At 56.9% G+C, this 23,927-nt stretch carries 21 protein-coding genes and 1 tRNA gene; 12 read left to right on the top strand and 10 right to left on the bottom strand.

All coding sequences use genetic code 11. The annotated features are described in order from the left end of the window. Positions 1-102 precede the first annotated feature (102 nt). Positions 103-1,011, bottom strand: a complete 909-nt coding sequence (locus ACG0Z5_RS01915) for a DMT family transporter (protein WP_394445056.1) — start codon at positions 1,009-1,011, stop codon at positions 103-105. Positions 1,012-1,195: 184 nt separating this feature from the next. Here ACG0Z5_RS01915 and ACG0Z5_RS01910 point away from each other — a divergent pair, with 184 nt between their 5' ends. Further along, complete coding sequence (locus ACG0Z5_RS01910; protein ID WP_394445055.1) at positions 1,196-2,068, top strand: helix-turn-helix domain-containing protein; 873 nt, start codon at positions 1,196-1,198, stop codon at positions 2,066-2,068. Here ACG0Z5_RS01910 and ACG0Z5_RS01905 read toward each other — a convergent pair. Next, entirely contained in the window at positions 2,042-3,208 is a 1,167-nt protein-coding gene (locus ACG0Z5_RS01905) for a benzoate/H(+) symporter BenE family transporter (protein ID WP_394445054.1), read from the bottom strand. The genes ACG0Z5_RS01910 and ACG0Z5_RS01905 overlap by 27 nt on opposite strands. Before the next feature lie 90 nt (positions 3,209-3,298). On the opposite strand from ACG0Z5_RS01905, the gene ACG0Z5_RS01900 reads away from it, so the two are divergent. Together ACG0Z5_RS01900 and ACG0Z5_RS01895 are read left to right on the top strand one after the other, a co-directional pair. Next, positions 3,299-3,835, top strand: coding sequence for a helix-turn-helix domain-containing protein (locus ACG0Z5_RS01900; RefSeq protein ID WP_394445053.1), 537 nt, complete (start codon positions 3,299-3,301; stop codon positions 3,833-3,835). Positions 3,836-3,895: 60 nt separating this feature from the next. Beyond that, positions 3,896-5,860, top strand: a complete 1,965-nt coding sequence (locus ACG0Z5_RS01895) for a peptidase U32 family protein (protein ID WP_394445052.1) — start codon at positions 3,896-3,898, stop codon at positions 5,858-5,860. Between the two features lie 47 nt (positions 5,861-5,907). On the opposite strand, the gene ACG0Z5_RS01890 is transcribed toward ACG0Z5_RS01895, so the two are convergent. Genes ACG0Z5_RS01890 through ACG0Z5_RS01880 form a run of 3 tightly spaced genes read right to left on the bottom strand, consistent with a single transcriptional unit; the run spans position 5,908 to position 8,452 of the window. Beyond that, on the bottom strand, positions 5,908-6,045 hold the full coding sequence (locus ACG0Z5_RS01890) for a DUF2474 domain-containing protein (protein ID WP_394445051.1): 138 nt from the start codon (positions 6,043-6,045) through the stop codon (positions 5,908-5,910). Beyond that, on the bottom strand, positions 6,045-7,055 hold the full coding sequence (gene cydB, locus ACG0Z5_RS01885) for a cytochrome d ubiquinol oxidase subunit II (protein ID WP_394445050.1): 1,011 nt from the start codon (positions 7,053-7,055) through the stop codon (positions 6,045-6,047). Before cydB ends, ACG0Z5_RS01890 begins: the two co-directional genes overlap by 1 nt. Further along, positions 7,055-8,452 carry a cytochrome ubiquinol oxidase subunit I gene (locus ACG0Z5_RS01880; RefSeq protein ID WP_394445049.1) on the bottom strand — a complete coding sequence of 466 codons (1,398 nt, stop codon included), beginning with the start codon at positions 8,450-8,452 and terminating at the stop codon, positions 7,055-7,057. Before ACG0Z5_RS01880 ends, cydB begins: the two co-directional genes overlap by 1 nt. Positions 8,453-8,598: 146 nt before the next feature. On the opposite strand from ACG0Z5_RS01880, the gene ACG0Z5_RS01875 reads away from it, so the two are divergent. Together ACG0Z5_RS01875 and patD are read left to right on the top strand one after the other, a co-directional pair. After that, positions 8,599-10,014 (top strand): PLP-dependent aminotransferase family protein, encoded by a 1,416-nt coding sequence (locus tag ACG0Z5_RS01875; protein WP_394445048.1) that lies wholly within the window; start codon positions 8,599-8,601, stop codon positions 10,012-10,014. 273 nt (positions 10,015-10,287) lie between these two features. Continuing rightward, positions 10,288-11,712, top strand: a complete 1,425-nt coding sequence (gene patD, locus ACG0Z5_RS01870; protein ID WP_394445047.1) for an aminobutyraldehyde dehydrogenase — start codon at positions 10,288-10,290, stop codon at positions 11,710-11,712. A 77-nt stretch (positions 11,713-11,789) separates the two neighbouring features. Here the strand turns inward: patD and ACG0Z5_RS01865 are convergent, their stop codons facing one another. Next, entirely contained in the window at positions 11,790-12,632 is an 843-nt protein-coding gene (locus ACG0Z5_RS01865) for an MBL fold metallo-hydrolase (RefSeq protein ID WP_394445046.1), read from the bottom strand. A gap of 172 nt (positions 12,633-12,804) precedes the next feature. On the opposite strand from ACG0Z5_RS01865, the gene ACG0Z5_RS01860 reads away from it, so the two are divergent. The 3 genes from ACG0Z5_RS01860 (at position 12,805) to ACG0Z5_RS01850 (ending at position 13,623) form a co-directional block, all read left to right on the top strand. Next, a tRNA-Gln gene (locus ACG0Z5_RS01860) sits at positions 12,805-12,882 on the top strand. A gap of 82 nt (positions 12,883-12,964) precedes the next feature. Further along, complete coding sequence (locus tag ACG0Z5_RS01855) at positions 12,965-13,192, top strand: hypothetical protein (RefSeq protein WP_319630246.1); 228 nt, start codon at positions 12,965-12,967, stop codon at positions 13,190-13,192. Between the two features lie 182 nt (positions 13,193-13,374). Further along, complete coding sequence (locus ACG0Z5_RS01850; protein WP_394445045.1) at positions 13,375-13,623, top strand: hypothetical protein; 249 nt, start codon at positions 13,375-13,377, stop codon at positions 13,621-13,623. Between the two features lie 53 nt (positions 13,624-13,676). Here the strand turns inward: ACG0Z5_RS01850 and yncL are convergent, their stop codons facing one another. Further along, positions 13,677-13,769: a stress response membrane protein YncL gene (gene yncL, locus ACG0Z5_RS01845; protein ID WP_394445044.1), complete on the bottom strand. Its 93-nt coding sequence runs from the start codon at positions 13,767-13,769 to the stop codon at positions 13,677-13,679. 183 nt (positions 13,770-13,952) lie between these two features. On the opposite strand from yncL, the gene ACG0Z5_RS01840 reads away from it, so the two are divergent. Together ACG0Z5_RS01840 and ACG0Z5_RS01835 are read left to right on the top strand one after the other, a co-directional pair. Further along, positions 13,953-14,126 carry a GhoT/OrtT family toxin gene (locus tag ACG0Z5_RS01840; protein WP_394445043.1) on the top strand — a complete coding sequence of 58 codons (174 nt, stop codon included), beginning with the start codon at positions 13,953-13,955 and terminating at the stop codon, positions 14,124-14,126. 71 nt (positions 14,127-14,197) lie between these two features. Then, a complete protein-coding gene (locus ACG0Z5_RS01835; protein WP_394445042.1) occupies positions 14,198-14,962 on the top strand; it encodes an alpha/beta fold hydrolase in 765 nt (254 codons plus the stop codon). A 42-nt stretch (positions 14,963-15,004) separates the two neighbouring features. Here the strand turns inward: ACG0Z5_RS01835 and ACG0Z5_RS01830 are convergent, their stop codons facing one another. From ACG0Z5_RS01830 to ACG0Z5_RS01820, 3 genes are read right to left on the bottom strand one after another with little or no spacing between them, the layout of a single operon-like run. Next, positions 15,005-17,146: a virulence factor SrfC family protein gene (locus tag ACG0Z5_RS01830; RefSeq protein ID WP_394445041.1), complete on the bottom strand. Its 2,142-nt coding sequence runs from the start codon at positions 17,144-17,146 to the stop codon at positions 15,005-15,007. After that, a complete protein-coding gene (locus tag ACG0Z5_RS01825) occupies positions 17,143-20,124 on the bottom strand; it encodes a virulence factor SrfB (protein ID WP_394445040.1) in 2,982 nt (993 codons plus the stop codon). The genes ACG0Z5_RS01830 and ACG0Z5_RS01825 overlap by 4 nt, the downstream gene beginning before the upstream one ends. A 2-nt stretch (positions 20,125-20,126) precedes the next feature. Continuing rightward, positions 20,127-21,470, bottom strand: coding sequence for an SrfA family protein (locus ACG0Z5_RS01820; RefSeq protein ID WP_394445039.1), 1,344 nt, complete (start codon positions 21,468-21,470; stop codon positions 20,127-20,129). A gap of 272 nt (positions 21,471-21,742) precedes the next feature. On the opposite strand from ACG0Z5_RS01820, the gene ACG0Z5_RS01815 reads away from it, so the two are divergent. Together ACG0Z5_RS01815 and ACG0Z5_RS01810 are read left to right on the top strand one after the other, a co-directional pair. Then, complete coding sequence (locus ACG0Z5_RS01815; protein ID WP_394445038.1) at positions 21,743-23,344, top strand: ABC transporter substrate-binding protein; 1,602 nt, start codon at positions 21,743-21,745, stop codon at positions 23,342-23,344. A gap of 9 nt (positions 23,345-23,353) precedes the next feature. Beyond that, positions 23,354-23,587, top strand: coding sequence for a DUF2526 family protein (locus ACG0Z5_RS01810; protein ID WP_319630256.1), 234 nt, complete (start codon positions 23,354-23,356; stop codon positions 23,585-23,587). The last annotated feature ends 340 nt before the right edge of the window (positions 23,588-23,927 follow it).

Genomic DNA, 23,927 nt, shown 5'->3' with positions numbered 1-23,927 from the left:
CAGATCGCGATGCGCCTGCTAGGGCGCGGCTGGTAACAGAGCCTTATAGGCGCACATGAAAAACCTCCGGCTATGCCGGAGGATATTTATTATGTCGCGCTATTACGCCGCACTTTTACGCCACGCCGTGCGTTTCAGCCAGGTTTCCGGCCTGGCAAACATCACCAGATTACCGACTAAAATTAACGCCAGGCCGAACACCGCGTTGGCGTGCCAGACGTAACCTTCATAAAAGGTCGAGATGGTCAGCGCCACTAGCGGGAACAGCAGGGTGCTGTAGGCTGCATTGGACGGGCCAATCCGTCCTACCAGCGTGAAATACGCCCCGAAGGCAATGACCGATCCGAACAGCGCCAGATACAGCAGCGCCCCCATATAGCTGACGGTAAACTCCGGCATAAAGTTATCGCCGCGCATCAGCGCAATCGCCCCCATCACTATCGTGCCGTACAGCATCGCCCAGCTATTGGTGGTCAGGGTTTCCAGGCCACGACGCTGATGACGAATGCTCAACATATTACCCAGCGAGAAACCGTAGGTGCCTAGTGCGCTCAGACCGATGCCCATCAGCAGCTCGGTGCTCATCCCGCTGGCCTGAAGATCGTCCCAGAACAGCGTCACGATACCCATTAAACCGAGCAGGGCGGCGAGGTAAAAACGTCCCGGTGGCTGTTGGCGGTAAAACAGGAAGCTGTTGATCGCGTTAAACAGCACCGCCATTGAGAAAATCACCGACTCCAGCCCGGTGTTGATCCACTTCGCGGCGGTGTAGAAACACCAGAAGTTGAAGCAGAACACGCAGCAACCCTGAATGAGACAGAACAGGTGATCGCGAAGCTGCAACTTACGCAGGCGACCGACTGCTTTCAGCACCACCATCAGGGTGACGCTGGCCACCGCGAAGCGCCAGAAAATCGACACCGGCGCGGCGACGGGCCCCTGTTGCAGGAAAATGGCAATCCAGGTGGTGCCCCAGATAACCACCACCAAAAAATAGAGTAATACGTTCATTGTTATTATTCCGCTTCAGTCTGTGATGCCGGAAGTGTGACAGACGGTGAGGGCCATCGCTTGCAGCAGGCTGCGGGGGAGTTGCATATTCTTGCGCATTTTTTCAATGCAGACGGAGTAAAGCTGGCAAGGGTGGACAACAATTCATAGACTAGCGGTCTGATTGATAGCCACAGCGAATACGATGCCCGACAATTACGCGACTTTTGAAACCCTGCGCCAAAAAAATGCCGTTCTGCGTGACACGGTGGCGTTGAACTCCGGCATTCAGCTGGCGGCCTGGTTTAATCAAAACGACAACGTAACGGTGCAAAGCGACCACCACACCCTCAGCCTGTACGTGGCTGACGGCTATGAGAGCTATCACAAAACGCCGCACGGCTGGAAAAACGGCGGCGGGCCAGACCGCTTCTGCCTGATGCCCAAAGAGAGCGAATCGAGTTGGGACATCCGCGATAACCTGTCGTTTGTGCATCTCTACTGCACGGATGAACACCTGCGCGCCACCGGTGAGAAAATCTGGGATCGCAGCCCGGCCTCGTTCCGTCTGGACGAAAAAACCTTCGCCAATGACGACAAAATCACCGCCCTGTATCGCCATTTTTTGCTCGACTGCGACTGGCAGCAGCAGGCCAATCATCTGGCGTTAAGCTCCGCCACCACGCTGTTGCTGACCCATCTCATTCAGCATTACACCAACGTGCAGTGGCAGTTGCCGAAAGTAACCGGCGGCCTGGCGCCGTTCGTGCTGCGCAACGTGCTGGCGTTCATCGAGGCCAGTCTGGCGCAACCGCTGACCTTAGCGGATCTGGCGCAGGAAGCCGCGCTGAGCGAGTATCACTTCGCCCGCATGTTCAGCCTGTCGATGAAAATGGCCCCGCATCAGTACGTGATGCAGCGCCGGATGACCAGGGCGCAGGATCTGGTGCGCAACACGTCGCTGCCGCTGACTGACATCGCGCTGGCCTGCGGGTTTAGCTCCGCCAGCCATTTCAGCAACCGCTTTAAGAGCGTGCTGGGCATGACCCCGTCACAGCTTCGCGCGTCGGGTCAGTGACAGCACGCTGTAGCAAATCCCGCCCGCCACCAGTCCCCAAAATGCCGAGCCAATGCCTGCCAGCGTCATCCCGCTGGCGGTGAGCAAAAAGGTGACAATCGCCGCGTCGCGTTCATTTTCCTTGGCCAGGGCCTGCACCAGGCTGCCGCTAATGGTGCCGAGCAGCGCCAGCCCGGCCAGCATCTGGATCCACGCCACTGGCAATGCGGCCATTAGCGACGTAATCGATCCACCGAATATACCCGCCAGCAGATAAAAACCCCCGGCGGCGACGGCGGCTTTCCACCGCTGTTCCGCATCCGGGTGCGCCTCCGGGCTCTGACAAATCGCGGCGGTAATCGCCGCAATACAAATGGAGAATACGCCGAACGGTGAAAACGCCAGCGCAATACCGCCGGTGATCACCATCAGCCACGATACGGGCGCGGAGTATCCGGAAGCATTCAGGGTCGCAATGCCGGGCGCGTTTTGCGAGGCCATCGTCACGAGGAAAAACGGCACGCCGACGCTCAACAGCAGCGAAAAATCAAATTCAGGCGCTATGTACCGCGGCAGGGTAAACGCCATCTGTAGCGCTTCGCCGTGGATTTCTCCGGCAAAGACCGCCGCCAGACTGCCCGCGATGAGCGCAGCCACCACGGCATAGCGCGGGGCGAAGGCTTTAAACAGTAGCCACGCCGCCAGCATTGAACCGCAGAGCAGAAAATGGTTTTGCAAGCTGCTGAACGCCTGTAACCCAAACCGCAGCAGGATCCCGGCCAGCATCGCCGCCGCCAGTGAATGCGGGATAACCTTCATCAGTCGGGCAAATAGCCCGGTCAGGCCGCAGAGCACAATCAACCCATTGGCAAAAATGAAAATCCCCACCGCCTGATTGAGCGTCACGTCGTGCAAGCCGGTTACCAACAGCGCCGCGCCAGGGGTCGACCACGCCGTGAGCAGCGGGACTTTGCGCCACAGCGTCAGGATAAGGGTGCTGACACCCATCGCCAGACCGAGGGCAGTCATCCAGCCCGCAATGGTCTGAGCATCCGCCCCCGCAGCGGCGGCAGCCTGCCAGATAATCGCTGCGGAACTGGCATAGCCCACCAGCACCGCAACAAAACCGGCCAGCAGGGTCGAGAAAGGGAAAGTGCGCATAAAATCCTCTCGTGCGTTATAACGTCCGTTGGAATGTAGCATTGAGCGTTATAGCGCACAAGTGATAAACTGGCGGAAAAAGGAGCCACCATGAACATTGCACAACACCTGGCGACGACCCTGAAATCCCTGCGCCAGCAGCGGGAATGGAGCCTGTCAAAGCTGGCGGAAGAAACCGGCGTGTCCAAAGCGATGCTCGGGCAAATCGAGCGCAACGAATCCAGCCCGACGGTGGCGACGCTGTGGAAAATAGCCACCGGCCTCAACGTGCCGTTTTCGCTGTTTATCACCCCGGCGGAAAGTGAAGATACGGCATTCGACCCGCAGCAGCAGGCGATGGTGGTGACGCCGATTTTCCCGTGGGACCCGGATTTACACTACGATCATTTCGCTATCGCACTTGCGCCGGGCGCGCTCAGCGAGTCCACGCCGCACGAGGCAGGCGTGATTGAACATGTGGTGGCGATTAACGGCACGCTTGAGATGTGTATCGACGGGCAGTGGCAGCAGGTCAGAGAAGGGCAAGGGCTTAAATTCGCAGGCGATAAGCCGCACGCCTACCGGAACAGCGGCGAGCACACGGTGCTGTTTCACTCACTGATTCATTACCCGCCCGGGCAAAAATGATTTCGCCGCGCTGCAGTTCTGACTACAATAGCCGCCATTTTGATATAACGGATAACAACGATGCGCCTGCAAACCCATCATCTTGAACTCCTCAGCCCGGCCCGTGACGCCAGCATTGCCCGTGAAGCGATCCTTCATGGCGCGGATGCGGTCTACATCGGCGGCCCAGGCTTTGGCGCCCGTCACAATGCCAGCAACAGCCTGAGCGACATCGCCGATCTGGTGCCGTTCGCCCATCGCTATGGCGCAAAGATATTTGTGACGCTGAACACCATTCTTCATGATGATGAGCTGGAACCGGCGCAAAAACTGATTACTGATTTGTACCAGGCCGGTGTCGATGCGCTGATTGTGCAGGACATGGGCGTCATGCAGCTCGATATCCCGCCGATTGAACTGCACGCCAGCACCCAGTGCGATATCCGCAGCGTCGAAAAAGCCAAATTCCTTTCCGACGTTGGCTTCAGCCAAATCGTGCTGGCGCGTGAACTCGATTTACAGCAGATCAAAGCCATTCATCAAGCCACCGACGCGACCATCGAATTCTTTATCCACGGTGCGCTGTGCGTGGCGTATTCCGGCCAGTGCAACATTTCTCACGCCCATACCGGACGCAGCGCCAACCGTGGCGACTGCTCCCAGGCGTGCCGTCTGCCGTACACCCTGAAAGACGATCAGGGCCGCGTGGTGGCATACGACAAACACCTGCTGTCGATGAAAGACAACGACCAGACCGCGAACCTGGCGGCGCTGATCGACGCGGGCGTGCGCTCCTTCAAGATTGAAGGGCGCTACAAAGACATGAGCTATGTGAAAAATATCACCGCGCACTACCGCCAGATGCTGGACGCGATCATCGAAGACCGCGACGACCTGGCGCGCGCTTCTGCCGGGCGCACCGAGCATTTCTTCATTCCATCGACTGACAAAACCTTCCATCGTGGCAGCACCGACTATTTCGTGAATGCGCGTAAAGGCGATATCGGCGCGTTCGACTCGCCAAAATTCATCGGCCTGCCGGTGGGCGAAGTGCTGAAAGTCAGCAAAGAAAGTCTCGACGTGGAAGTGACCGAACCGCTGGCGAACGGCGACGGACTGAACGTGATGATCAAACGTGAAGTGGTCGGTTTCCGTGCCAATACGGTAGAGAAAATCGGTGAAAATCGCTATCGCGTGTGGCCAAATGAAATGCCAGCTGACCTGTACAAAGCCCGGCCGAATGCCGCACTCAATCGCAACCTTGACCATAACTGGTCGCAGGCGCTGACCAAAACCTCCAGTGAACGCCGTATTGCGGTGGATATTGAAATTGGCGGCTGGCAGGAACAGCTGATCCTGACCATGACCAGCGAAGACGGCGTCAGCGTGACGCATACTCTCGACGGCAATTTTGAAGAAGCGTCGAACGCGGAAAAAGCGTTGAACAATTTGCAGGACGGCGTGGCGAAACTCGGCCAGACCATTTACTACCCGCGCGAGGTGCAGGTGACGCTGCCTGGCGCACTGTTTGTGCCGAACAGCCTGCTGAACCAGCTGCGCCGTGAAACGGTTGACATGCTGGATGCCGCGCGTCTGGCGGCCTATCAGCGCGGCAGCCGTAAGCCGGTTTCCACGCCTGCGCCGGTGTACCCGGAAACGCATCTGACGTTTTTATCGAACGTTTACAACCACAAAGCGCGTGAGTTTTATCATCGTTACGGCGTGCAGCTGATTGACGCGGCGTATGAAGCGCACGAAGAAAAGGGTGATGTGCCGGTGATGATCACCAAACACTGCCTGCGCTTCGCGTTTAACCTGTGCCCGAAACAGGCGAAGGGCAACATCAAGAGCTGGAAAGCGACGCCGATGCAGTTGATAAACGGCGACGAAGTGCTGACCCTGAAATTTGACTGCCGTCCGTGCGAAATGCACGTCATCGGCAAAATCAAAAATCACATTCTTAAGATGCCACACCCCGGAAGCGTGGTGGCGTCAGTCAGTCCGGAAGAATTGCTGAAAACGCTGCCGAAGCGTAAAGGCGCATAAACCCGAAAAGTAAGCCCGGCAAGCGTGAGCGCCGCCGGGCAACACCCCTAGGATTTAAACCCCGCCGCGCTCATCAGCAGCCGGAAAAACATCCCCACCGCCGCCAGCGCCAGTACGCTGCCACTCCATAGCGTTACCAGCCAGAACAGACGTTTGTACAATGGTTGCTTTATCGATGGTTGCATCAGTGATACCCCTCGCCAGGCTGAACTTTTCCGCGGAAGACGTAGTAACTCCAGAAGGTGTAAACCAGAATAATCGGCATAATCAGCAGGGCGCCAACCAGCATAAAGCCCTGGCTTTGCGGGGGCGCGGCGGCCTGCCACAGGCTGATATCCGGCGGGATGAGGTTCGGCCAGATACTGACCCCCAGCCCGCTGAAACCTAAGAAAATCAGCCCTAAGGTCAGCATAAACGGCCCGGCGTGATGGGTGGGGTTGGCCAGTGAGCGCCACAGCGCAAACGCCACGACCAGCGTCAGACCCGGCACCGGCAGCAGATACCACAGATTCGGCAGGCTAAACCAGCGGGCGGCAATCGCCGGATGTACCAGCGGGGTCCACAGGCTGATGACCGCTATCACCGCCAGCATCGCCACCACTAATCCACGGGATACGCCACGCATGGTCTGCTGCAGCGGATTTTCACTCTTCATCACCAGCCACGTTGCGCCGAGCAGGGCATATGCCACCACCAGGCCCAAACCGCAGAACAGCGTGAATGGCGTTAGCCAGTCGAACGGGCCTCCGGCAAAGGCGCGATTGTGCACCGGGAAACCGTTCAGCACCGCCCCGACAACCACGCCCTGACAGAAGGTGGCGAGAATCGACCCACCGAGAAACGCCCGGTCCCAGAACGGGCGGTGCGACGGCGTGGCCTTAAAGCGAAACTCGAACGCCACGCCGCGAAAGATAAGACCGATCAGCATTAAGGTCAGCGGAATAGTCAGCGCGTCGATGATAACGGCGTAAGCCAGCGGGAACGCGCCGAACAACCCCGCGCCGCCGAGTACCAGCCAGGTTTCGTTCCCGTCCCATACCGGGGCGACGGTGTTGACCATCACGTCACGTTCGTCGGTATCGCGCACGAACGGGAACAGGATGCCGATGCCTAAATCAAAGCCGTCCATCACGATGTACATCAGGGTGGCAAAGACAATAATCACAAACCAGATAACCGATAAGTCGATGCCCATTAGCGAGACTCCTCATGTTGATAACCGTCGATCGCCGCCGACAGCGGACGGGCAGGCGTGCCGTGTCGTTCAGGCTCGATGTCCTGCGGGCCTTTGCGAATCAGGCGGATCATGTAGCTGTAGCCCACGCCGAACACCGAGGTATAGACGATGAAGAACGCCAGCAGGCTGATGCTCATGTGCAAATCACCGTGCGCCGAGACCGCATCTTTAGTGCGTTGCAGGCCATACACCACCCACGGCTGGCGGCCAACCTCGGTGGTAATCCAACCGGCCAGAATCGCAATCAGCCCGGAGGGCCCCATCCACAGCGCAAAGCGCAGGAACGGACGGGAGGTATAGAGCCGCTGTCCTTTCCGCAGCCACAGCGAGAACACACCGAGCAGCAACATTAGCCCGCCCAGACCGGCCATCACGCGGAACGACCAGAAGACGAGGGTTGAATTTGGCCGGTCTTCTTTGGCGAATTCTTTCAGGGCGGGCACCTGTTTATCGAGGCTGTGCGTCAGGATAAGACTGCCGAGTGCCGGGATCTCCAGCCCGTAGCGGGTGCGTTCCTGTGCCATATCCGGCCAACCGAAAATCAGCAGCGGCGTCGGTTCGCCCGGCGTGTTTTCCCAATGGCCTTCAATGGCGGCAATTTTGGCAGGCTGATGTTTAAGCGTATTCAGGCCGTGCATATCGCCAATCAGTGCCTGAACTGGCGCGACGACCAGCGTCATCCACAGCGCCATGGAAAACATCGCCCGAATGGCAGGGGTATTGTTACCGCGCAGCAGATGCCAGGCGGCGGAGGCGCCGACGAACAGGGCGCTACTGAGGAACGCCGCCACCGACATATGCAGCAAGCGGTAAGGAAACGACGGGTTAAACACCACCGCGAACCAGTCCACCGGCACCACCTGGCCGTTAACGATTTCATACCCTTGCGGGGTTTGCATCCAGCTGTTGGAGGCGAGGATCCAGAAGGTGGAAATAATCGTTCCCAGCGCCACCATACAGGTGGAGAAAAAGTGCAGGCCGGGGCCAACTTTATTCCAGCCAAACAGCATCACCCCGAGGAAACCGGCCTCGAGGAAAAAGGCGGTCAGCACTTCGTAGGTCAGCAGCGGGCCGGTAATACTGCCCGCAAACTGCGAGAAGCCGCTCCAGTTGGTGCCGAACTGATAGGCCATCACCAGCCCGGAGACCACGCCCATGCCAAAGTTAACGGCGAAAATTTTCGACCAGAACGCCCACAGCGAGCGCCAGACCGGGTTTTTGGTTTTCAGCCACAGACCTTCGAGCACCGCCAGATAGCTGGCAAGCCCGATGGTAATGGCCGGAAAAATAATGTGAAAAGAGACCGTGAAGGCGAACTGAATGCGCGCCAAATGGAATGCGTCTAAACCGAACATGGACAACCTCGACATAAAACGGTGTTCGCAGTCATGGTATTGATTGTGAGAAGGGAGTAGCAGCCACAGTCGGTGTTTATTTACCTATAACAGTTACATTAATCATGCTACTTTTTACATCTGTCATAAAATCGGTGAAACCCACGATGAAAAAATACCAGCGCCTGGCGCAGCAAATTACTGAGCAGATTGGCCTTGGCGTGTGGCAACCCGGCGACCGACTGCCGTCGCTGCGCGAGCAGGTCACCATCAGCGGGATGAGCTTTATGACCGTTGGTCACGCGTATCAGCTGCTGGAAAGCCAGGGGCGAATCATCGCCAGGCCGCAGTCGGGCTATTACGTTGCGCCGCGTCCGGTGAAACAGGTCAAAACCACGCCGCCTGCGCAGGTGATGCGCGATGAAGCGGTGGATATCAACACCTATATTTTCGGCGTGTTACAGGCCAGTCGTGATGCAGCGGTATTGCCGTTCGCCTCGGCGTTTCCCGATCCGCGCCTGTTTCCACTCCAGCAACTCAACCGTTCGCTGGCGCAGGTAAGCAAAACCGCCACCGCCATGAGCGTGATTGAAAACCTGCCGCCTGGGAATGCCGAGCTGCGCCACGCCATCGCCCGCCGGTATGCGCTGCAGGGCATGAATATTTCGCCGGATGAAATCGTGATTACCGCCGGGGCGCTTGAAGCGCTGAATCTCAGTTTGCAGGCGGTGACTGAACCGGGCGATTGGGTGATCGTCGAGAATCCCTGTTTCTATGGGGCCTTACAGGCACTGGAACGCCTGAAGCTGAAAGCGCTGTCGGTGGCCTCGGATGTGAAAGAGGGTATCGATCTGCTGGCGTTGGAACAGGCGCTGAAAGAGTATCCGGTAAAAGCCTGCTGGCTGATGACCAACAGCCAGAACCCGCTCGGCTTTACCCTTTCACCGGAGAAAAAGGCACAACTGGTGGCGCTGCTGAGTGCGCATAACGTGGTGCTGATTGAGGATGATGTCTACAGCGAACTGTGGTTTGGCCGCGAGAAGCCGCTGCCCGCCAAAGCCTGGGATCGTGATGATATGACCCTGCACTGCAGTTCGTTTTCCAAATGCCTGGTACCGGGCTTTCGCATCGGCTGGGTGGCCGCGGGGAAACACGCCCAGCGTATTCAGCATTTGCAGTTAATGAGCACACTGTCGACCAGTTCGCCGATGCAGATGGCGCTGGTCGATTATCTCGGGACCAAGCGTTATGACGCGCACCTGCGGCGTTTACGTCGTCAACTGGCAGAGCGGAAACATTTGGCCTGGCAGGCACTGCTCCGCCATTTACCCGCCGAGGTGAAAATCCATCATAACGACAGCGGCTACTTTTTGTGGCTGGAGCTACCTGCCGGGATCGACGCCGGAGAGCTTGGCGCCCGGGCGCTGGCGCATAAAATCAGTATTGCGCCGGGCAAGATGTTTTCGACCACCGACAGTTGGGCATCGTTCTTCCGATTTAACACTGCCTGGGGGTGGAGTGAGCGTGAAGAGCAGGGGGTAAAAGTGCTGGGCCAGTTGATAAAAGAAATGCTTACGGAATAAACGTTCTTATTTCCTGAGTATCTTTTTCTCGAAATGGAAATAACCCGACGATAATCTAAATCTTATTTGTCGGGTTATTTTATTTATGCCCGCCATAGGAAATATGCATACCTGTTAACGCAGCTTAACTCCCTGTCTATACTGCCTTTAGTTGAGATATATCGTTTCATTTTCAGCGTAATGCGCCCTTTGTCACAACCTGGTGAAATTTCCGCCTGTGCGTGCATTCCGCCGTCTACGGTTATTAAGGGACATATTTTTAGGGGGCAGGCTATGCAACACAACTTATTGATAAACGGTGAACTGGTCGCAGGCCACGGCGAAAAACAGTCGGTCTATAATCCTGCCACCGGGGAAGTGATCATAGACATCCCCGAAGCCACCGCAGAGCAGGTCAATGCTGCGGTACTGGCCGCCGATCGCGCGTTTGTCCAATGGGGCCAAACCACGCCGAAAGCGCGGGCCGAATGCCTGTTGAAACTGGCTGATGTGATTGAGCAAAACGCCGAAACGCTGGCGAAGCTGGAATCGCTGAACTGCGGTAAACCGCTGCATTGTGTCATCAACGACGAACTGCCTGCGGTGGTCGATGTCTTTCGCTTCTTTGCCGGGGCGGCACGCTGCCTGAACGGCCTGGCGGCGGGCGAATATCTGGAAGGTCACACCTCAATGATCCGCCGTGATCCGGTCGGGGTTGTGGCGTCGATTGCACCGTGGAACTATCCGCTGATGATGGCGGCGTGGAAGCTCGCCCCGGCGCTGGCGGCGGGAAACTGCGTGGTGATCAAACCCTCTGAAATCACTCCGTTGACCGCCTTAAAACTGGCCGAACTGGCGAAAGATATTTTCCCGGCCGGGGTCATTAATGTTCTCTTTGGCCGGGGCAAAACCGTCGGCGACCCACTGACCGGACATGAAAAGGTGCGCATGGTGTCACTCACCGGGTCGATTGCCACCGGGGAGCACATTATTTCCCACACCGCGCCGTCAATCAAACGCACCCATATGGAGCTGGGTGGTAAAGCGCCGGTCATTGTATTTGATGATGCGGATCTGGAGGCGGTGGTGGAAGGGGTACGTACCTTCGGCTTCTACAACGCCGGGCAGGACTGTACCGCGGCGTGTCGACTGTACGTGCAGAAAGGCGTATATGACGCGCTGGTTGTGAAACTCGGCGCGGCGGTGTCGACGCTGAAAATGGGTTGTCCAAACGATGAATCCACCGAGCTGGGGCCGTTGAGCTCACAGGCGCATCTGGATAGGGTCAGCCAGGCGGTGGAAAAAGCCCGCCGCCTGAGCCATATCAACGTGGTGACCGGCGGCGAAAAAGTGCCCGGCAACGGCTATCACTTCCAGCCGACGGTGCTCGCCGGGGCAAGGCAGGAAGACGATATCGTCCAGCGCGAAGTGTTCGGCCCGGTGGTTAGCGTCACGCTATTTGATGACGAAGAACAGGTCCTCGGCTGGGCCAACGATTCGCAGTACGGCCTGGCCTCATCGGTGTGGACCCAGGACGTGGGGCGAGCCCATCGCATGAGCGCCCGTTTGCAGTACGGCTGTACCTGGGTCAACACCCACTTTATGCTGGTGAGCGAAATGCCACACGGCGGGCAAAAATTGTCGGGCTACGGCAAGGATATGTCGGTCTACGGCCTTGAGGATTACACCGTGGTGCGGCATGTGATGATCAAACATTAAATTGATATTGCCCGGCGGCGCTACGCTTGCCGAGCCTACTGAACCGTAGGCCCGTTAAGCGTAGCGTCATCGGGCATTTACTCTTCCAGATACGCCACCCGGTAGCCATCTCCCGCAGGGAAGATGTGCGCAAAACCCTGCGCGCCGAAATGCATTCCGGCAATCAGCAGATTTTCATCCACCACCTGTGCGAGCAGCGCGGTGCGCGTGGCCTCGGCCTGAGCGGGATCGATATCAAAGGCAATCGACGCATCGGGATGCGCAGTCTGAATATGTGGGTAATGCACGATATCGCCCCAGATAAGCAGACTTTGCCCCTGTGAATCAATACGAAAACCGGTATGCCCTGGTGTGTGGCCCGGCAGAAAGACCGGGCGAATGCCGGGAGCCACTTCGCTGTCGTCCAGCAACTGAACTGCGGGCTGGTAGGCGTTCAGGGTCCGACGGACGAGGGCAAAAATACGCTGTACGCGTTCAACGGCCCGCTGCTGTTTGTCGTTATCCAGCCAGTGTTCAACTTCAAGCGGATGGATATACACTTTAGCGCGGGTAAACACCGGCTGCGCCTCGGGATCCAGCAGGCCGCCAATATGATCGGGGTGTGCGTGGGTCAGCAGAACGGTATCAATTTCCTCAGGACAGACGCCGACCGCGACCAAATTCTGTTGCAGTAGGCCGCCGGAATTATTCAGCCCTCCGGTGCCAGAATCCACCAGAATGGTGCGTCCTTTTCCGCGGATCAAATAGCCGTTGATATGAATATTTCCGGCGTCACCGATCCCCGCCTGGCGCTGAATTTCACCGGCATCGACGGAATCGACGCCTAATAATAAATCGAGGCTGGCAGCCATATTTCCGTCGCTCAATGCGGTAACGAGATACTCACCAATCTGACGTGATGCAAACTGTGGACGGGTCATTCCGGTCTCCTGCGGTTTTTTTTCATCTTACCTGCCGTCTTTGCCGACTGATATTGAGAATAATTCATTCAACGCGCGAGCGTGATCTGGCGTTTACTTATTGAGCACTAAGACATTATTAGACCTAATAATTGTAATGTCATTTATTCAAGGGTATTATCTTTCGCCCAAACCGCCACTAGCTCAGCTGGAAGAGCAAATGACATTTGATGTTGTAGTGTACGAGGTTCGAGGCCTCGGTGGCGGTCCAATTATCTATAACTCTGGCTTATGTCGGGGTTTTCAGTATCCTGCTCTTAACCACCGATTTATGTACAACTAAGGAGAGAGCGATGTTAGAAGGGTATTTTGATCTCGATGACGCGACTGGCGCTGATGCCGCCGAAAACCGCAAACGCCTGCTGGCCGTTCAGGCTGCATTAGAAATTTCTAAGGCGTCGGTGTCTGCCTCAACGGCAAATTCAGGCATTCGTAGCCAGATGGATTTGCGCAACGTGGCGCAGGAAGTCGCGACATTAGCCGACGCCATTCAGGATGCACTGGAAGGCGCTGCGGTCTAAACGGCTCGTTAATCTTGTCATTCTCGCTAAGCCGCCTCGTGCGGCTTTTCTTTGTTCCTGCCGGACCCTATCCCTCCGCTAGTGCGCCGACATATTTCCAGATAAATCGGGTTTTGACAGCTTTCAACGTGTTATGCGAGGATCGTCCGCTTTCTCATCCTGGGTCATAACATTACGTTGTCATGAAGAAACCGTTTATTTGCGCGTTCACCGCGCTGGCTTTTTTGAGTGGTTGTACAAATTCACCTGCGCATCGCATCGCCGAGTGCCAAAAGAAGGGCGGCTCCGAGGCGGACTGCAACGCAGCGGAGTGGGCTTACGAGAAAGCGCATCCGTTACCTCAATACGATCCCACGCAGTATGACAACGCCGCCGCATTGCAAGCAGCGTACAATGCGAATGCGGCGAAGGTGAAAACCGCAACGGAATGATTTAAAAAGAAAAAAGCAGCCATCAGGCTGCTTATTTGTTTTCAACATCGTTATCAAATCCAGCCAAAGCGAATCGACAGCAGGCTAACAAGAGCAACTGCAACAAAGACATTAATCAGGAAAACGGTTTTGCTCGTGACTTCCATAGCACCATCCTCTATTTATCGGCCTCTATTGATATAGTCGCCGATCCCCAGGTTCGCAATCAGACAAAGTCTGTTTTTACATTCACCCTCTCATTCTTACAACGTATGTGTAAAAATTTGATACAAGTCAAAAAAAATGGCATATTGCGCGCGAATTTTTTTGACGCAGATCGAGTTTTGCCCATGACGCTTTACCAGCATATGCTGATTTTTTACGCCATTATGGCTACCGTCAGCGCTTTCATTACCTGGTTCCTGACCAAAGAGAGCAAGCGCATCCGCCTGATTGCGACGGTGTTAATTGGCGCGACCTGGCCGTTCAGTTTCCCGGTGGCACTCCTGCTGTCGATGTTCTGATCCGGACAGGGGCTCGCCATTCTTTTTAAAGTGCTGTATAAAAACACAGTATCAATAAAAAGGAGCGCCAAATGCAGAGCTTGTTCTCCACGATTGCCGGGGCTACCGTCCGCTGGCATGACCTACCCGGGGTGGGCATCCCGGTGGTGTTTATCCACGGCCTCGGCTGTGCCTCTTCATATGAATATCCCCGTATCGCGGCGGCTCCCGCTTTTCGCGGCCGACGCGCAATCCTGATCGATCTCCCCGGCAGCGGGTACAGCGATAAACCGCATAATTTCACGTTTACCACCACTCAGCAGGCTGCGGTGGTGATGGAAGTGCTGGATACCCTGGACGTAAAACAGCTCGATCTCTATGGCCATAGCATGGGTGGCAGTATCGCCATTGAAGTGGCGGAGCAGCTCGGTGCACGCCTGCGCACGTTAGCGGTATCTGAACCCAATTTTCATGCCGGGGGCGGGATGTTTAGCCGACACATTGCGGCTCAGCCCGAAACCGATTTCGTGGCCTCTGGCTTCTCAGCGTTAGTCGAAGAAGAACGCAGTGCGTGGAAGGGTTGCGTGCAAATGACGTCGCCATCGGCGATGTGGCGCGGGGCAAAGAGCCTGGTGGACGGAATATCCCCTTCGTGGATGTTGCGGTTTCTCAATCTCAAATGCCAGCGCGCGCTAATTTTCGGCGAGCATTGCCTGCCGGATGAGGATGCCACCGCCGTTGTAAACGCCGGGATCCCGCTGCATGTTGTCCCCGACGCGGGACACTCCATGTCGTGGGAAAACCCCTCCGCGCTGGCCGCCGTTTTGGCCCAGGTTTTTACAAGGAACGATGGTTAAGATGAGATCTTTGGGCTCACATCCCTGTGAGCCCAAAGCCCTTTAAAGCAGGGCGGTCAGTTTGGCGCGAGCTTCCGGGGAAACATCCAGTGGATGGCAGTAGTCCGGGGCTTCGGTTGCACGGGTAAACAACGCCACCAGCCAGTCATAGACGTAGCGTGTGGCGGCGTGTGCCGGACGTTCACCGAGTTGAGTCAGGCGTTCGGTATTGCTCGCCGTCGGGGCAAACAGCGTGCTGCCTTTCACCACCCGGCTGGCCGGGCGTGAGTCCACCGGCAAATCGGCGTAGCCCAGCCAGGCCAGATAGTTACTGATAGTCGCCCGTAGGTGCGCTGCACTGGCGCGATCGTCAGGGGTAACCGTCTGCAGCTGCTTAGGCAGTTCCAGACGGTAGCTGGTGATAATCAGTATATCGGCCAGCTGTTGCAGAACCGCAGGCGACAACCCATAACGCTGGGCATGAGCGTCACTACGACTCCATTGGCGCAGGTAATTCACCCACAGGGCATGCGCCTGGAAGCCATAGTCCTGATGGGCATTGCCGTTGGGCTGGGAGTCGTCGGCCAGGGCAAACAGGTCGACGTTATCGCTGAACAACTCGCTGACTTTCTCTTCGCGCGGCTGCTGAACCTGGCTTAGCAATTCAAAGCTGGCAAGTGGGGGCAGTAACCCTTCCAGCAGTTCGCCGAGAATGGCGGCGTGGCCCTGGAGTTCGCGCACCACATTTTCTGCCTGACGACGTACGCTGGCGGTATCGCGGCGGGCGTCCTGCTGCCAGCCAGACATCATCTGACGCAGCTGCTGATGCTGACGCTCAGCCAGCCTCTCCAAACGGGCGACGCGCAGCGCGGGAACCGTGGCCTGCGACAGCCATTCGATCAGCCGTTGCAGGCTGCTGCCGTCCAGCGCCTGCAGTGTTCCCCAGCGCTGGCCGGGCTTTTCGATCAACTGCTGTACGGCTTCGTCGAGGTTAAGTTTTCGCACAAAGCGGTCATCCTGCGGGGTGATGGCCCATACCAGACCTGGCAGGGCGCCCTCATGCTGCGGCTGCGTATCGCCCACCCATTTTGACAGCGCGCGGGCGCTGGCAGGGATGTGCGCGCGTGAGGCCGCCGCATTGCAGATAAGCAGCAGGTCGGGCTGATACTGCTGACGATAGTAGTCCAGTAGCCAGCGGCATTTACTGGCCCACAATGCTTCGTTATCGGCGTGCGCAGGCTGCGGAATATCGATCAGATCGACGTTATCCAGCACGCCATTTTCGGTTGGTAACACTAATTCTATGGTCAACAGGGCGAGCGCATTGAGCGGCAGACTGACGGCACTGTGTAATGTTCCGTCGTGCAGCGGATGCACCACCGTTTCGCCTTCAGGGTCGATTTCCGGCGTCAGAAAACCCTCGGCAGGCAGGGTAAAGCTGTCGACCAGCAGACTTAGCGGGGCTGCCAGTTCGCGGGCATTGCCACACTGCTGGAGCACATGGGCCAGCGTCAGCCACTGACGCGTCAACTCCTGTTGTTCGCCCCACAGCAACGCCCAGGCGCTGGCGCGCGCGCTGAGATCGAGGCACGGTAATAGCTGAATAAACTGCTGCCACAGAGTGTCGTCGATGTGTTGTTGATGCGTCGGGGTACGTTCCTGCCAGAAACGGGCGATCGACGCCACATCCTCTTGATGAATACCCGGCACGGGTTGCGTCTGGCGCAGCGATTGCCAGGCGTTCAGACGGTCTGCCACCACTGATTTTGCTACCGGGCGTACGTTACCCTGCTGTAAGGCGTGGGCGAGAAACACCTGCACCAGGTCTGCTTCGCGCATAATGCGCAGGCGTAACGGGAAAGCGTCATCGGCTGCCTGCGCGCAATGACTGAAGCGCAGGGCCATTCGCGTCAGGGCGTGGCCCGGATTGAGATGGGTGAAGTAGTCGAGGGTTTTCCCCCCGGCTTGCACCAGCAGACGGCCGTTACCGCTGCTGCAAAGCGACCCGAGCAGATGCGCTTTTGCCGCCTGCGAATGGCCAAACAGCGCGACGCTGGCAGGCGCGGATTGCGCCTCATGTAGCGCGGTTTCCTGCGCTTTCAGCTGATATAAACGTGTCAGCAACGCGTCGGCATCGGTGTCGAAAATTGGCGACGTCTGGCGGGTAGCGCGGGTCCAGTCGATGATGGTTTGCAGTTGGCTCATTTCAGGTAAACGCTCCCGCTGTCTATCCAGTAGTGGCTGCCGCTGTGACGGCGGTCGGCCAGAGTATTCAGTTTCAGCGTCAGGGCATCTGGTGGCACCGGGGTGCCGTCCTGCAGCCAGGCATCTGCTAGGGTAAATGCTTCCGGGCCCTGACTGCGATTGCCACCGGATAACTGCAGCCGTACCTGCAACACGCCGTCTCCGGCGATGGCCTTGGCTACCTCCGGTGAGTTGATGCTCAGCGTATACAGCGGTGTGGCGGGCCAGCGGGCGTTAGCGAGCTGACGGAAACCGAGCGTGACGTTGCCGCGTAGCGGGAAGTGCAGTCGGGCGTCGACTTTCGCGCCGGGCTTGTCGAGATCGAGTTCTGCATACCAGATGTTCTCTTCCCGCAGGGTATTGACGGTATTGTCCAGCACACCCAGGTAACGCACGGTGGAGTAAGCCCCGATATCGGCGGCCTTAAAGTTGAAGCGTGGCAGGCGCAAATCCAGCGCCAGGCTGCACAGCATCGCGCCAACGGCCGCGGTGGATTTCGGATTGCCAATCCGCCCTTGCTGGCTGAACGGATACCATTCATGAACGTGATAGCTGTCCATCCACACCATCCGGTTGACCGGCACCGGTTGCAGGTAGCGGATCAGCGCCTGTACGCCGGGCAGGCAGCCCGGACGGCCAGTGACCAGCAATACGTCGCAGGCATAGTGTGAGATAGCTTCGCAGACCGCGTGCAGCGGGGCGGCGATGGTGAACTCCCCGGCGAGCATGGCTTCGTGTAGGCTGCGGAAGCTGACCTGTAGCGGCGTCGCCAGCACGTCGAAGGGTTCAGAACCCGGCGGTAAGGCGTGACTAATAGCCTGCCCAACGTAGCTCATCACGTTGCGGGTCGGCGGCTGCGACAGCAGTTCGCCAAACGTGGCATGCAGGCCAGCCAGCGGATCGTTGATGTCGCTCTGTTCCCACGCGCCGAGGATCGCATGCCCGATAGGCATGAACAGTTGCAGCGTCGTTTGCTGGCGCAGTACCGCCTGGGTATCGATGGGCCCGGAATCACCGAACAGCGTTGCCATCAATGCAGGGGCATCGGCAATGCCGGATTTTTGCAGCTGGTTTTGCAGCGCGGGCAGGACGCAGCGCTGAATGATGTCGAGCAGAATATCATCGCCCGCGACCTTAAAACCTTCGCGGAACAGCAGCTGCGGGCTGATTTTGACGTTGCTACCGGTGCCTTCATCCAGACGATAATGGGTGATCGCCATGTCGGTGGTGCCACCGCCAAGATCGACCGCCGCGACCCGCAGCGCACGACCCGGACGGGTGCCAGGTTCCGCCTGGCGGTCAGGCCGGGCAAGGGCGGCAAAAAACGCTTCGGTTTGTCCGCCAAAATGCGACATCGCTTCGTTATACAGCCACACCAGCTGTCCACAGCTGGCTTCATCCCATTCCATATGGATTTTAGGGACCGGAACGACGCTCTTATCCTGCTGTTTTTGGGTGGCGAAATCATCGTCCTGAGGGTGCCAACCGAGTGCTTTCCACACCAGCGCGATAGCTTCAAACATCCGGCGGCGGAATATCTCCCGCTCCTGTTTGGGCATCGCTGATGGCAGGGTCAAAATCAGGGTCCGCAACTGGCGCGGTGAGGACGGAAAACCGAGACGCTGACGGGTCGCCACGCTGTTAATTTGCCCCAGTGCCTGAGCAAGAATTTCGCACAGCATATGCGTCATCAGGGTGCTGCGGCTGTACTGCGGCGAAAACACCGGCATCCGCTCATCCTGCGGCAGGGTAAACAGCGGCTGACCGTCATCGTTCATCAGATACGCGAGCGGGAAGGCGGCGGCGACCGGCTCGCGCTGGGTTCGACTGTTCATCTGGCTGAAACGCCAGTCCTGCACGGTTGGGGTTTCATCCCACAGGTAACGACGTGGGCTGGAGATACCGCTGTTGCCTTCTGTACCCAAACGCTGCATCGCCAGTTTGCGGGCCTCATCGCCCACCCGGACGATCGACGGCCAGACGAAAGCATCTTCCCGCCCGCTTTCGACGGAAAAGTGCTGCTTGCCAAAACGCGCTTCGGAGAACTCAAGGCGGCTGGTGAACAGGGGGGCATTGAGGAACTGCGGTTCGCTCAGCGATCGCACCTGCAATTCAGCCGTCTGGCGCAGGCCGTCGTTAGCATCACCGTGATCTTCAATGATAACGCCGCAGGTGTGGCTGTTACCGACGTCGAGGATTAAGTCGACCGGTATCGCCGGGGTGCTGACGGTGGCGGTGACGATTTTGACTTCCGGCACCTTGAGCTGTTCGCCGAGCAGCGCCAGCAGGTTCAGCCAGTGGCCCTGATACTCAAAGCCGCGCATCGCCTGGGCAATTTCGCGCTCGCTACGGTTTTCCTCAACGCTGGCAAAGTGGCTGAAGACTTCCCGCAGCCAGCCGTCAATCCAGGTTTGATCGAGAAAATCGGCGACTTCTTCATCGCGCCAGGCCAGTGCAAATCGGGTGCCGTTCAGCAGGTCATTGTCCACCGGGGCCAACCCCATCGGCGCATCATCCCGGATCTGACTGTCGAGAGCGATTGTCACGCGATGGGTGTTACCGGCACTGTCCGGCTCCGGCAGTTTACGAATTTGTACGCGCGCCCAGTTGTCCGGCCCTTCAACGAAGGTGCGCGGGGGGTTAAAGCGCAGGAACGGCAGGGGAAGCCAGACGCCGTCGAGCACCGCCAGCGATTGCTCCAGCGGCAGCGTGCTTTCCGGTTTGACCACTTCAGCCTGCTGACCGTCGATGGGCGGCAGGGTATAGCGGCAATTGACGATGTCGTAATTCAGTCGCAGCAGCGGGCCGTTGGCGGTTTTACGCACGAAGCGGCCGTTGCTCAAGGAATCCTGTGGCGTCAGGCCAAAGTCGAGGAACTGCACGCCGCTGTTGGCAATCAGCGTGACGCTCTGTTGGTAATCGCAGAGGGTAACCAGCATTATCACGCTCCCACTTTACGGAAGGTTATCGGCACGACGGTATTGGCGTCGTAGCGGCCTGTGCATTCGGCAACATCGCTGGTGCCTGCTTTGCAGGAGATTTCTGGCATCGGGTAGCGCGATCCGTCGCTACAGCGCGCATTGCCACGGCTTTTTATCATCAACTCACCGTTCTGATGCAGGCCTGAGAATATTTCGGTTTTGCAGACCACGCTGTCGCCATGCACCAGCCGGACGGTGCCTTTGTTATTTTGAATTTGATAGCGCAGCGACGGGGCTTTGCCAGTCACCGGATCTTTCACGTCAACCAGCACGCGCCAATTGCCATTAAGGAATTTGGTGGTGCCCGCCCGCATTTGATCGGCTTCCATGACCAGCGCGTCTTTCGGGATCGCAGCGATCACCACCGGTTTCGCGTCTTCTTTTACCGTCTGGGTTACCGATGCGGTGACGATCGCCTGATGCAGCGGCAGAGTAGGATTAAGGGTTGGCAGCGGCAGGGCGGTTCGTTCAGGTACAACTTTTTCAGGCTCCACCTGTGCCACTACCGGTTCAGCGGAGGTAGTCTGACGCGGCCAGAGCAGCGGCCCGGCGACGGCGGCTACAATCACGGCGGCCACCGGCAGGCTCCACAGCGGAATGCGCCGGGCTTTTTTCTCAACCACAGGCGCGGGTGCAATGTCGATTTCAGCAGGTGCCTCCGGTTCCGGGATGAGGTCAGGCTCGGCTTCGGCTTCCGCTTGCTGGACGATACTTAATGATAAAGGTGCAGCCAGCAGCGGTTCATCGGCATCGCTAAAGGTGACTTTTACGCTGTCCGCTTCAGGAATGTCGTCATCGAGTTCAATCTCCGGTTCTGGAACCGGGGCGAGATGCAGGCAGCCAAACAGCTCTTCGCGGGCGCTTTCGTTCAGATTGACGAAACCCCAGAAGGTGATCACCGGCTTGCCGCCGACGAGGAAAACGTGGTTTTCGCCAGGAAACTGCAACGCTTTTTCCAGCAATGCGCCGAACAGTTGCTGGGCGGTTTTGTCGGACTGCTGACATTTGCGGGCCAGGCTCATCGCGCCGTCGGCCATGGTTTCCAGTTGGCGCAGCGCCTGTTCGCGCAGGTCGTCGTCTGCCGCTTTCCACGCCAGCACGTCGCCTTCCACCGGGGAGTACCAGTCCACGCGGTCGCCTTCATCGTTGACCTGCGGCACCGCCAGACAGTCAACCAGCATCTGCTGTTTGCGCAGGCGCAGCGTCTCACGTATCTGTAATGCTGATGCAAATACGGCCTGGCCGCCGCCGCCCACGGACTGGAAATCGTCCAGACTGCCGCTGCGTAGTAAAGTTTTTGCCACGTTCTTATCCCATCGACTTTTTCACGCCGCTACTCTACCGCAGGCGAGTAAGGGATAAACGGGCGAGGAAAAGGCAAAAACAGCAAATACTCTGGCTATTGAATTTGCGCTAAAGGCTTGCTTTTCGATAAAGGACTTAAGCGAAATCACTGGTGAATAAACCAGCGGAATTTACGTGTTAAGTATAACCTGATGCGCTTTGGTTATTTGCCAGGATACACCTCCTGTGCTGTGATTAAGCCTCATATAATAAAAGCGAAAGGCTTATAACCATGACCTTAAAAGGTAAAACGCTGCTGGCGCTGACCCTCAGCGCATTATTCCCGGCAGGGACCGCTATCGCGGCGAATAACGACACACTGATTTATTGCTCTGAAGCGTCACCGGAGTCATTCAACCCACAGATAGCCAGCTCCGGACCGACGTTTGTGGCCAGCTCGCAAACCCTGTATAACCGCCTGATCAACTTCGATCCGCAGAAAAATACGCCGGTTCCGTCACTGGCCACAGCCTGGACTATCTCCCCGGACGGTAAAACCTATACCTTTACGCTACGTCAGGGCGTGAAGTTCAACAGCAACAAATACTTTAAACCGACGCGCGATTTTAACGCCGATGACGTTATTTTCTCCGTGCTGCGTCAGAAAGATGAAAATCACCCGTATCACAAAGTGTCGCAGGGTAATTACGAATATTTCACCGATGTGGGCCTCGATAAGCTGATTAAAGACGTGAAGAAGATTGATGATTATCACGTCCAGTTTGTGTTAACCGAACCGAATGCCGCATTTCTTGCCGATTGGGGAATGGATTTCGCTTCAATCCTGTCGGCGGAATACGCGGATGAAATGATGAAAAAGGGCACGCCGGAGTACGTTGATACCTGGCCTATCGGCACCGGGCCATACGTGTTACAGCAGTATAAAACCGATTCGCAAATTCGTTATCTTGCCAATCCGAATTATTGGGACGGTGAAGTGCCAACTAAACATCTGATCTTCGCCATCACGCCGAATGTTGAAACCCGTCTGGCGAAGCTGCAAACCAACGAATGCCAGATTATCCCTGCGCCATCGCCGGTGCAGTTTGATGTCATCAAGAAAAATAAAGATCTGAAACTGAATGCGGTTGAGGCGCTCAACGTCGGCTATCTGGCGTTTAACACCGAGAAAAAACCGTTCGATAACGTGCTGGTCCGTCAGGCGCTGAACTACGCCACCGATAAAAAAGCCATCGTCAATGCGGTGTTTATGGGCTCTGGCACGGTTGCTAAATCTCCGCTGCCGCCGAAAATGCTCGGGTACGACACTAACCTGCCGGACTACGATTACAATCCTGAAAAAGCCAAAGCGCTGCTGAAGCAGGCCGGGCTGGAGAAGGGCGCGGAAGTGACGCTGTGGTCGATGCCGGTGCAGCGTCCGTACAACCCGAACTCCCGTCGTATTGCCGAGATGATCCAGAGCGACTGGGCGAAAGTCGGGATTAAGGCCAGGATCACCACCTATGAGTGGGGAGAATACCTTTCCGGTATGCGCAAAGGGGAGCATGATTCGGCGCTGTTTGGCTGGATGTCGGACAACGGCGATCCGGATAACTTCGCCGATACGCTGCTGGGTTGTGACAGCATAAAGACCGGCTCAAATGCCGCACGCTGGTGCGATAAGGGGTATGATGGCCTGGTTAAAAAAGCCAAACTGACCAGCGATCCGGCCGCGCGCGCGAAGCTATATCAACAGGCGCAGGAAATTTTCTATAAGCAGGCACCGTGGATTGCGCTTGCTAACGGGAAAACCTTCTACGCCACCCGCAGCAATGTGTCCGGATACAGTGTCAGCCTGATGGGCAGTGATTTTTCAAAAGCGAAGCTGAATTAAGGAGACGGTATGTCACATTTGGATGAGGTCAGCACCCGTGTGGATGCAGCCATTAACGATGGTTCTATCATTGGGATGAATGAATTGCTGGTGACGCTGAGCGATGACGCCGAGCTGAGCCGGGAAGACAGGTTTACCCAGCAGCAGCGTCTGCGTACCGCCATCGCGCATAAAGGGCGGCATCACAAGGAAGAAGAGGAAGAGCGCCACGAGAATCTCACCAAAGGTGGATCGATTATTTAGTTCTGCTTTACGGCACTCCCCCGACGCGGGGGAGTGTCACTCTCCAGTTCAAAACCTATCTTCACAAGCGCGATATTCTCCTGAACTTTGATTAATCAATTAAGCCATCGTTATATTGATAAAATCAATATAAGGCACTCTTGAACGTTTTTGGGTTTCTTACCGCTATTTTATTTCGGGTTGATATAAATCAAACGAAAACGTTATTACTGTAAATCCCAATACGTACCCCCAGCTACTGCAATGAAATCAGTGAGATGGATTCTATCGGGTTGTTTTCCGAATAATTCTTGCGGGGCAATGCTCTTAAAGAGAATCATCACGCAAAATATTGTTCTGA

The organism is Scandinavium sp. M-37 (assembly GCF_043558715.1).
In the GTDB taxonomy this organism is placed as follows: Bacteria; Pseudomonadota; Gammaproteobacteria; order Enterobacterales; family Enterobacteriaceae; genus Scandinavium; species Scandinavium vulneris_A.
This window is presented reverse-complemented; position numbering and strand designations above follow the sequence as displayed.

Excerpts from the sequence above, each read along its gene's own strand:
- patD (WP_394445047.1), top strand. The coding sequence starts at position 10,288 with ATGCAACACAACTTATTGATAAACGGTGAACTGGTCGCAGGCCACGGC.
- ACG0Z5_RS01810 (WP_319630256.1), top strand. The coding sequence starts at position 23,354 with ATGTCACATTTGGATGAGGTCAGCACCCGTGTGGATGCAGCCATTAAC.
- ACG0Z5_RS01835 (WP_394445042.1), top strand. The coding sequence starts at position 14,198 with ATGCAGAGCTTGTTCTCCACGATTGCCGGGGCTACCGTCCGCTGGCAT.
- ACG0Z5_RS01895 (WP_394445052.1), top strand. The coding sequence starts at position 3,896 with ATGCGCCTGCAAACCCATCATCTTGAACTCCTCAGCCCGGCCCGTGAC.
- yncL (WP_394445044.1), bottom strand. The coding sequence starts at position 13,769 with ATGGAAGTCACGAGCAAAACCGTTTTCCTGATTAATGTCTTTGTTGCA.
- ACG0Z5_RS01880 (WP_394445049.1), bottom strand. The coding sequence starts at position 8,452 with ATGTTCGGTTTAGACGCATTCCATTTGGCGCGCATTCAGTTCGCCTTC.
- ACG0Z5_RS01830 (WP_394445041.1), bottom strand. The coding sequence starts at position 17,146 with ATGAGCCAACTGCAAACCATCATCGACTGGACCCGCGCTACCCGCCAG.
- ACG0Z5_RS01890 (WP_394445051.1), bottom strand. The coding sequence starts at position 6,045 with ATGCAACCATCGATAAAGCAACCATTGTACAAACGTCTGTTCTGGCTG.
- ACG0Z5_RS01915 (WP_394445056.1), bottom strand. The coding sequence starts at position 1,011 with ATGAACGTATTACTCTATTTTTTGGTGGTGGTTATCTGGGGCACCACC.
- ACG0Z5_RS01850 (WP_394445045.1), top strand. The coding sequence starts at position 13,375 with ATGAAGAAACCGTTTATTTGCGCGTTCACCGCGCTGGCTTTTTTGAGT.
- ACG0Z5_RS01905 (WP_394445054.1), bottom strand. The coding sequence starts at position 3,208 with ATGCGCACTTTCCCTTTCTCGACCCTGCTGGCCGGTTTTGTTGCGGTG.
- ACG0Z5_RS01875 (WP_394445048.1), top strand. The coding sequence starts at position 8,599 with ATGAAAAAATACCAGCGCCTGGCGCAGCAAATTACTGAGCAGATTGGC.
- ACG0Z5_RS01840 (WP_394445043.1), top strand. The coding sequence starts at position 13,953 with ATGACGCTTTACCAGCATATGCTGATTTTTTACGCCATTATGGCTACC.
- ACG0Z5_RS01900 (WP_394445053.1), top strand. The coding sequence starts at position 3,299 with ATGAACATTGCACAACACCTGGCGACGACCCTGAAATCCCTGCGCCAG.
- ACG0Z5_RS01855 (WP_319630246.1), top strand. The coding sequence starts at position 12,965 with ATGTTAGAAGGGTATTTTGATCTCGATGACGCGACTGGCGCTGATGCC.
- ACG0Z5_RS01865 (WP_394445046.1), bottom strand. The coding sequence starts at position 12,632 with ATGACCCGTCCACAGTTTGCATCACGTCAGATTGGTGAGTATCTCGTT.
- ACG0Z5_RS01825 (WP_394445040.1), bottom strand. The coding sequence starts at position 20,124 with ATGCTGGTTACCCTCTGCGATTACCAACAGAGCGTCACGCTGATTGCC.
- cydB (WP_394445050.1), bottom strand. The coding sequence starts at position 7,055 with ATGGGCATCGACTTATCGGTTATCTGGTTTGTGATTATTGTCTTTGCC.
- ACG0Z5_RS01815 (WP_394445038.1), top strand. The coding sequence starts at position 21,743 with ATGACCTTAAAAGGTAAAACGCTGCTGGCGCTGACCCTCAGCGCATTA.
- ACG0Z5_RS01910 (WP_394445055.1), top strand. The coding sequence starts at position 1,196 with ATGCCCGACAATTACGCGACTTTTGAAACCCTGCGCCAAAAAAATGCC.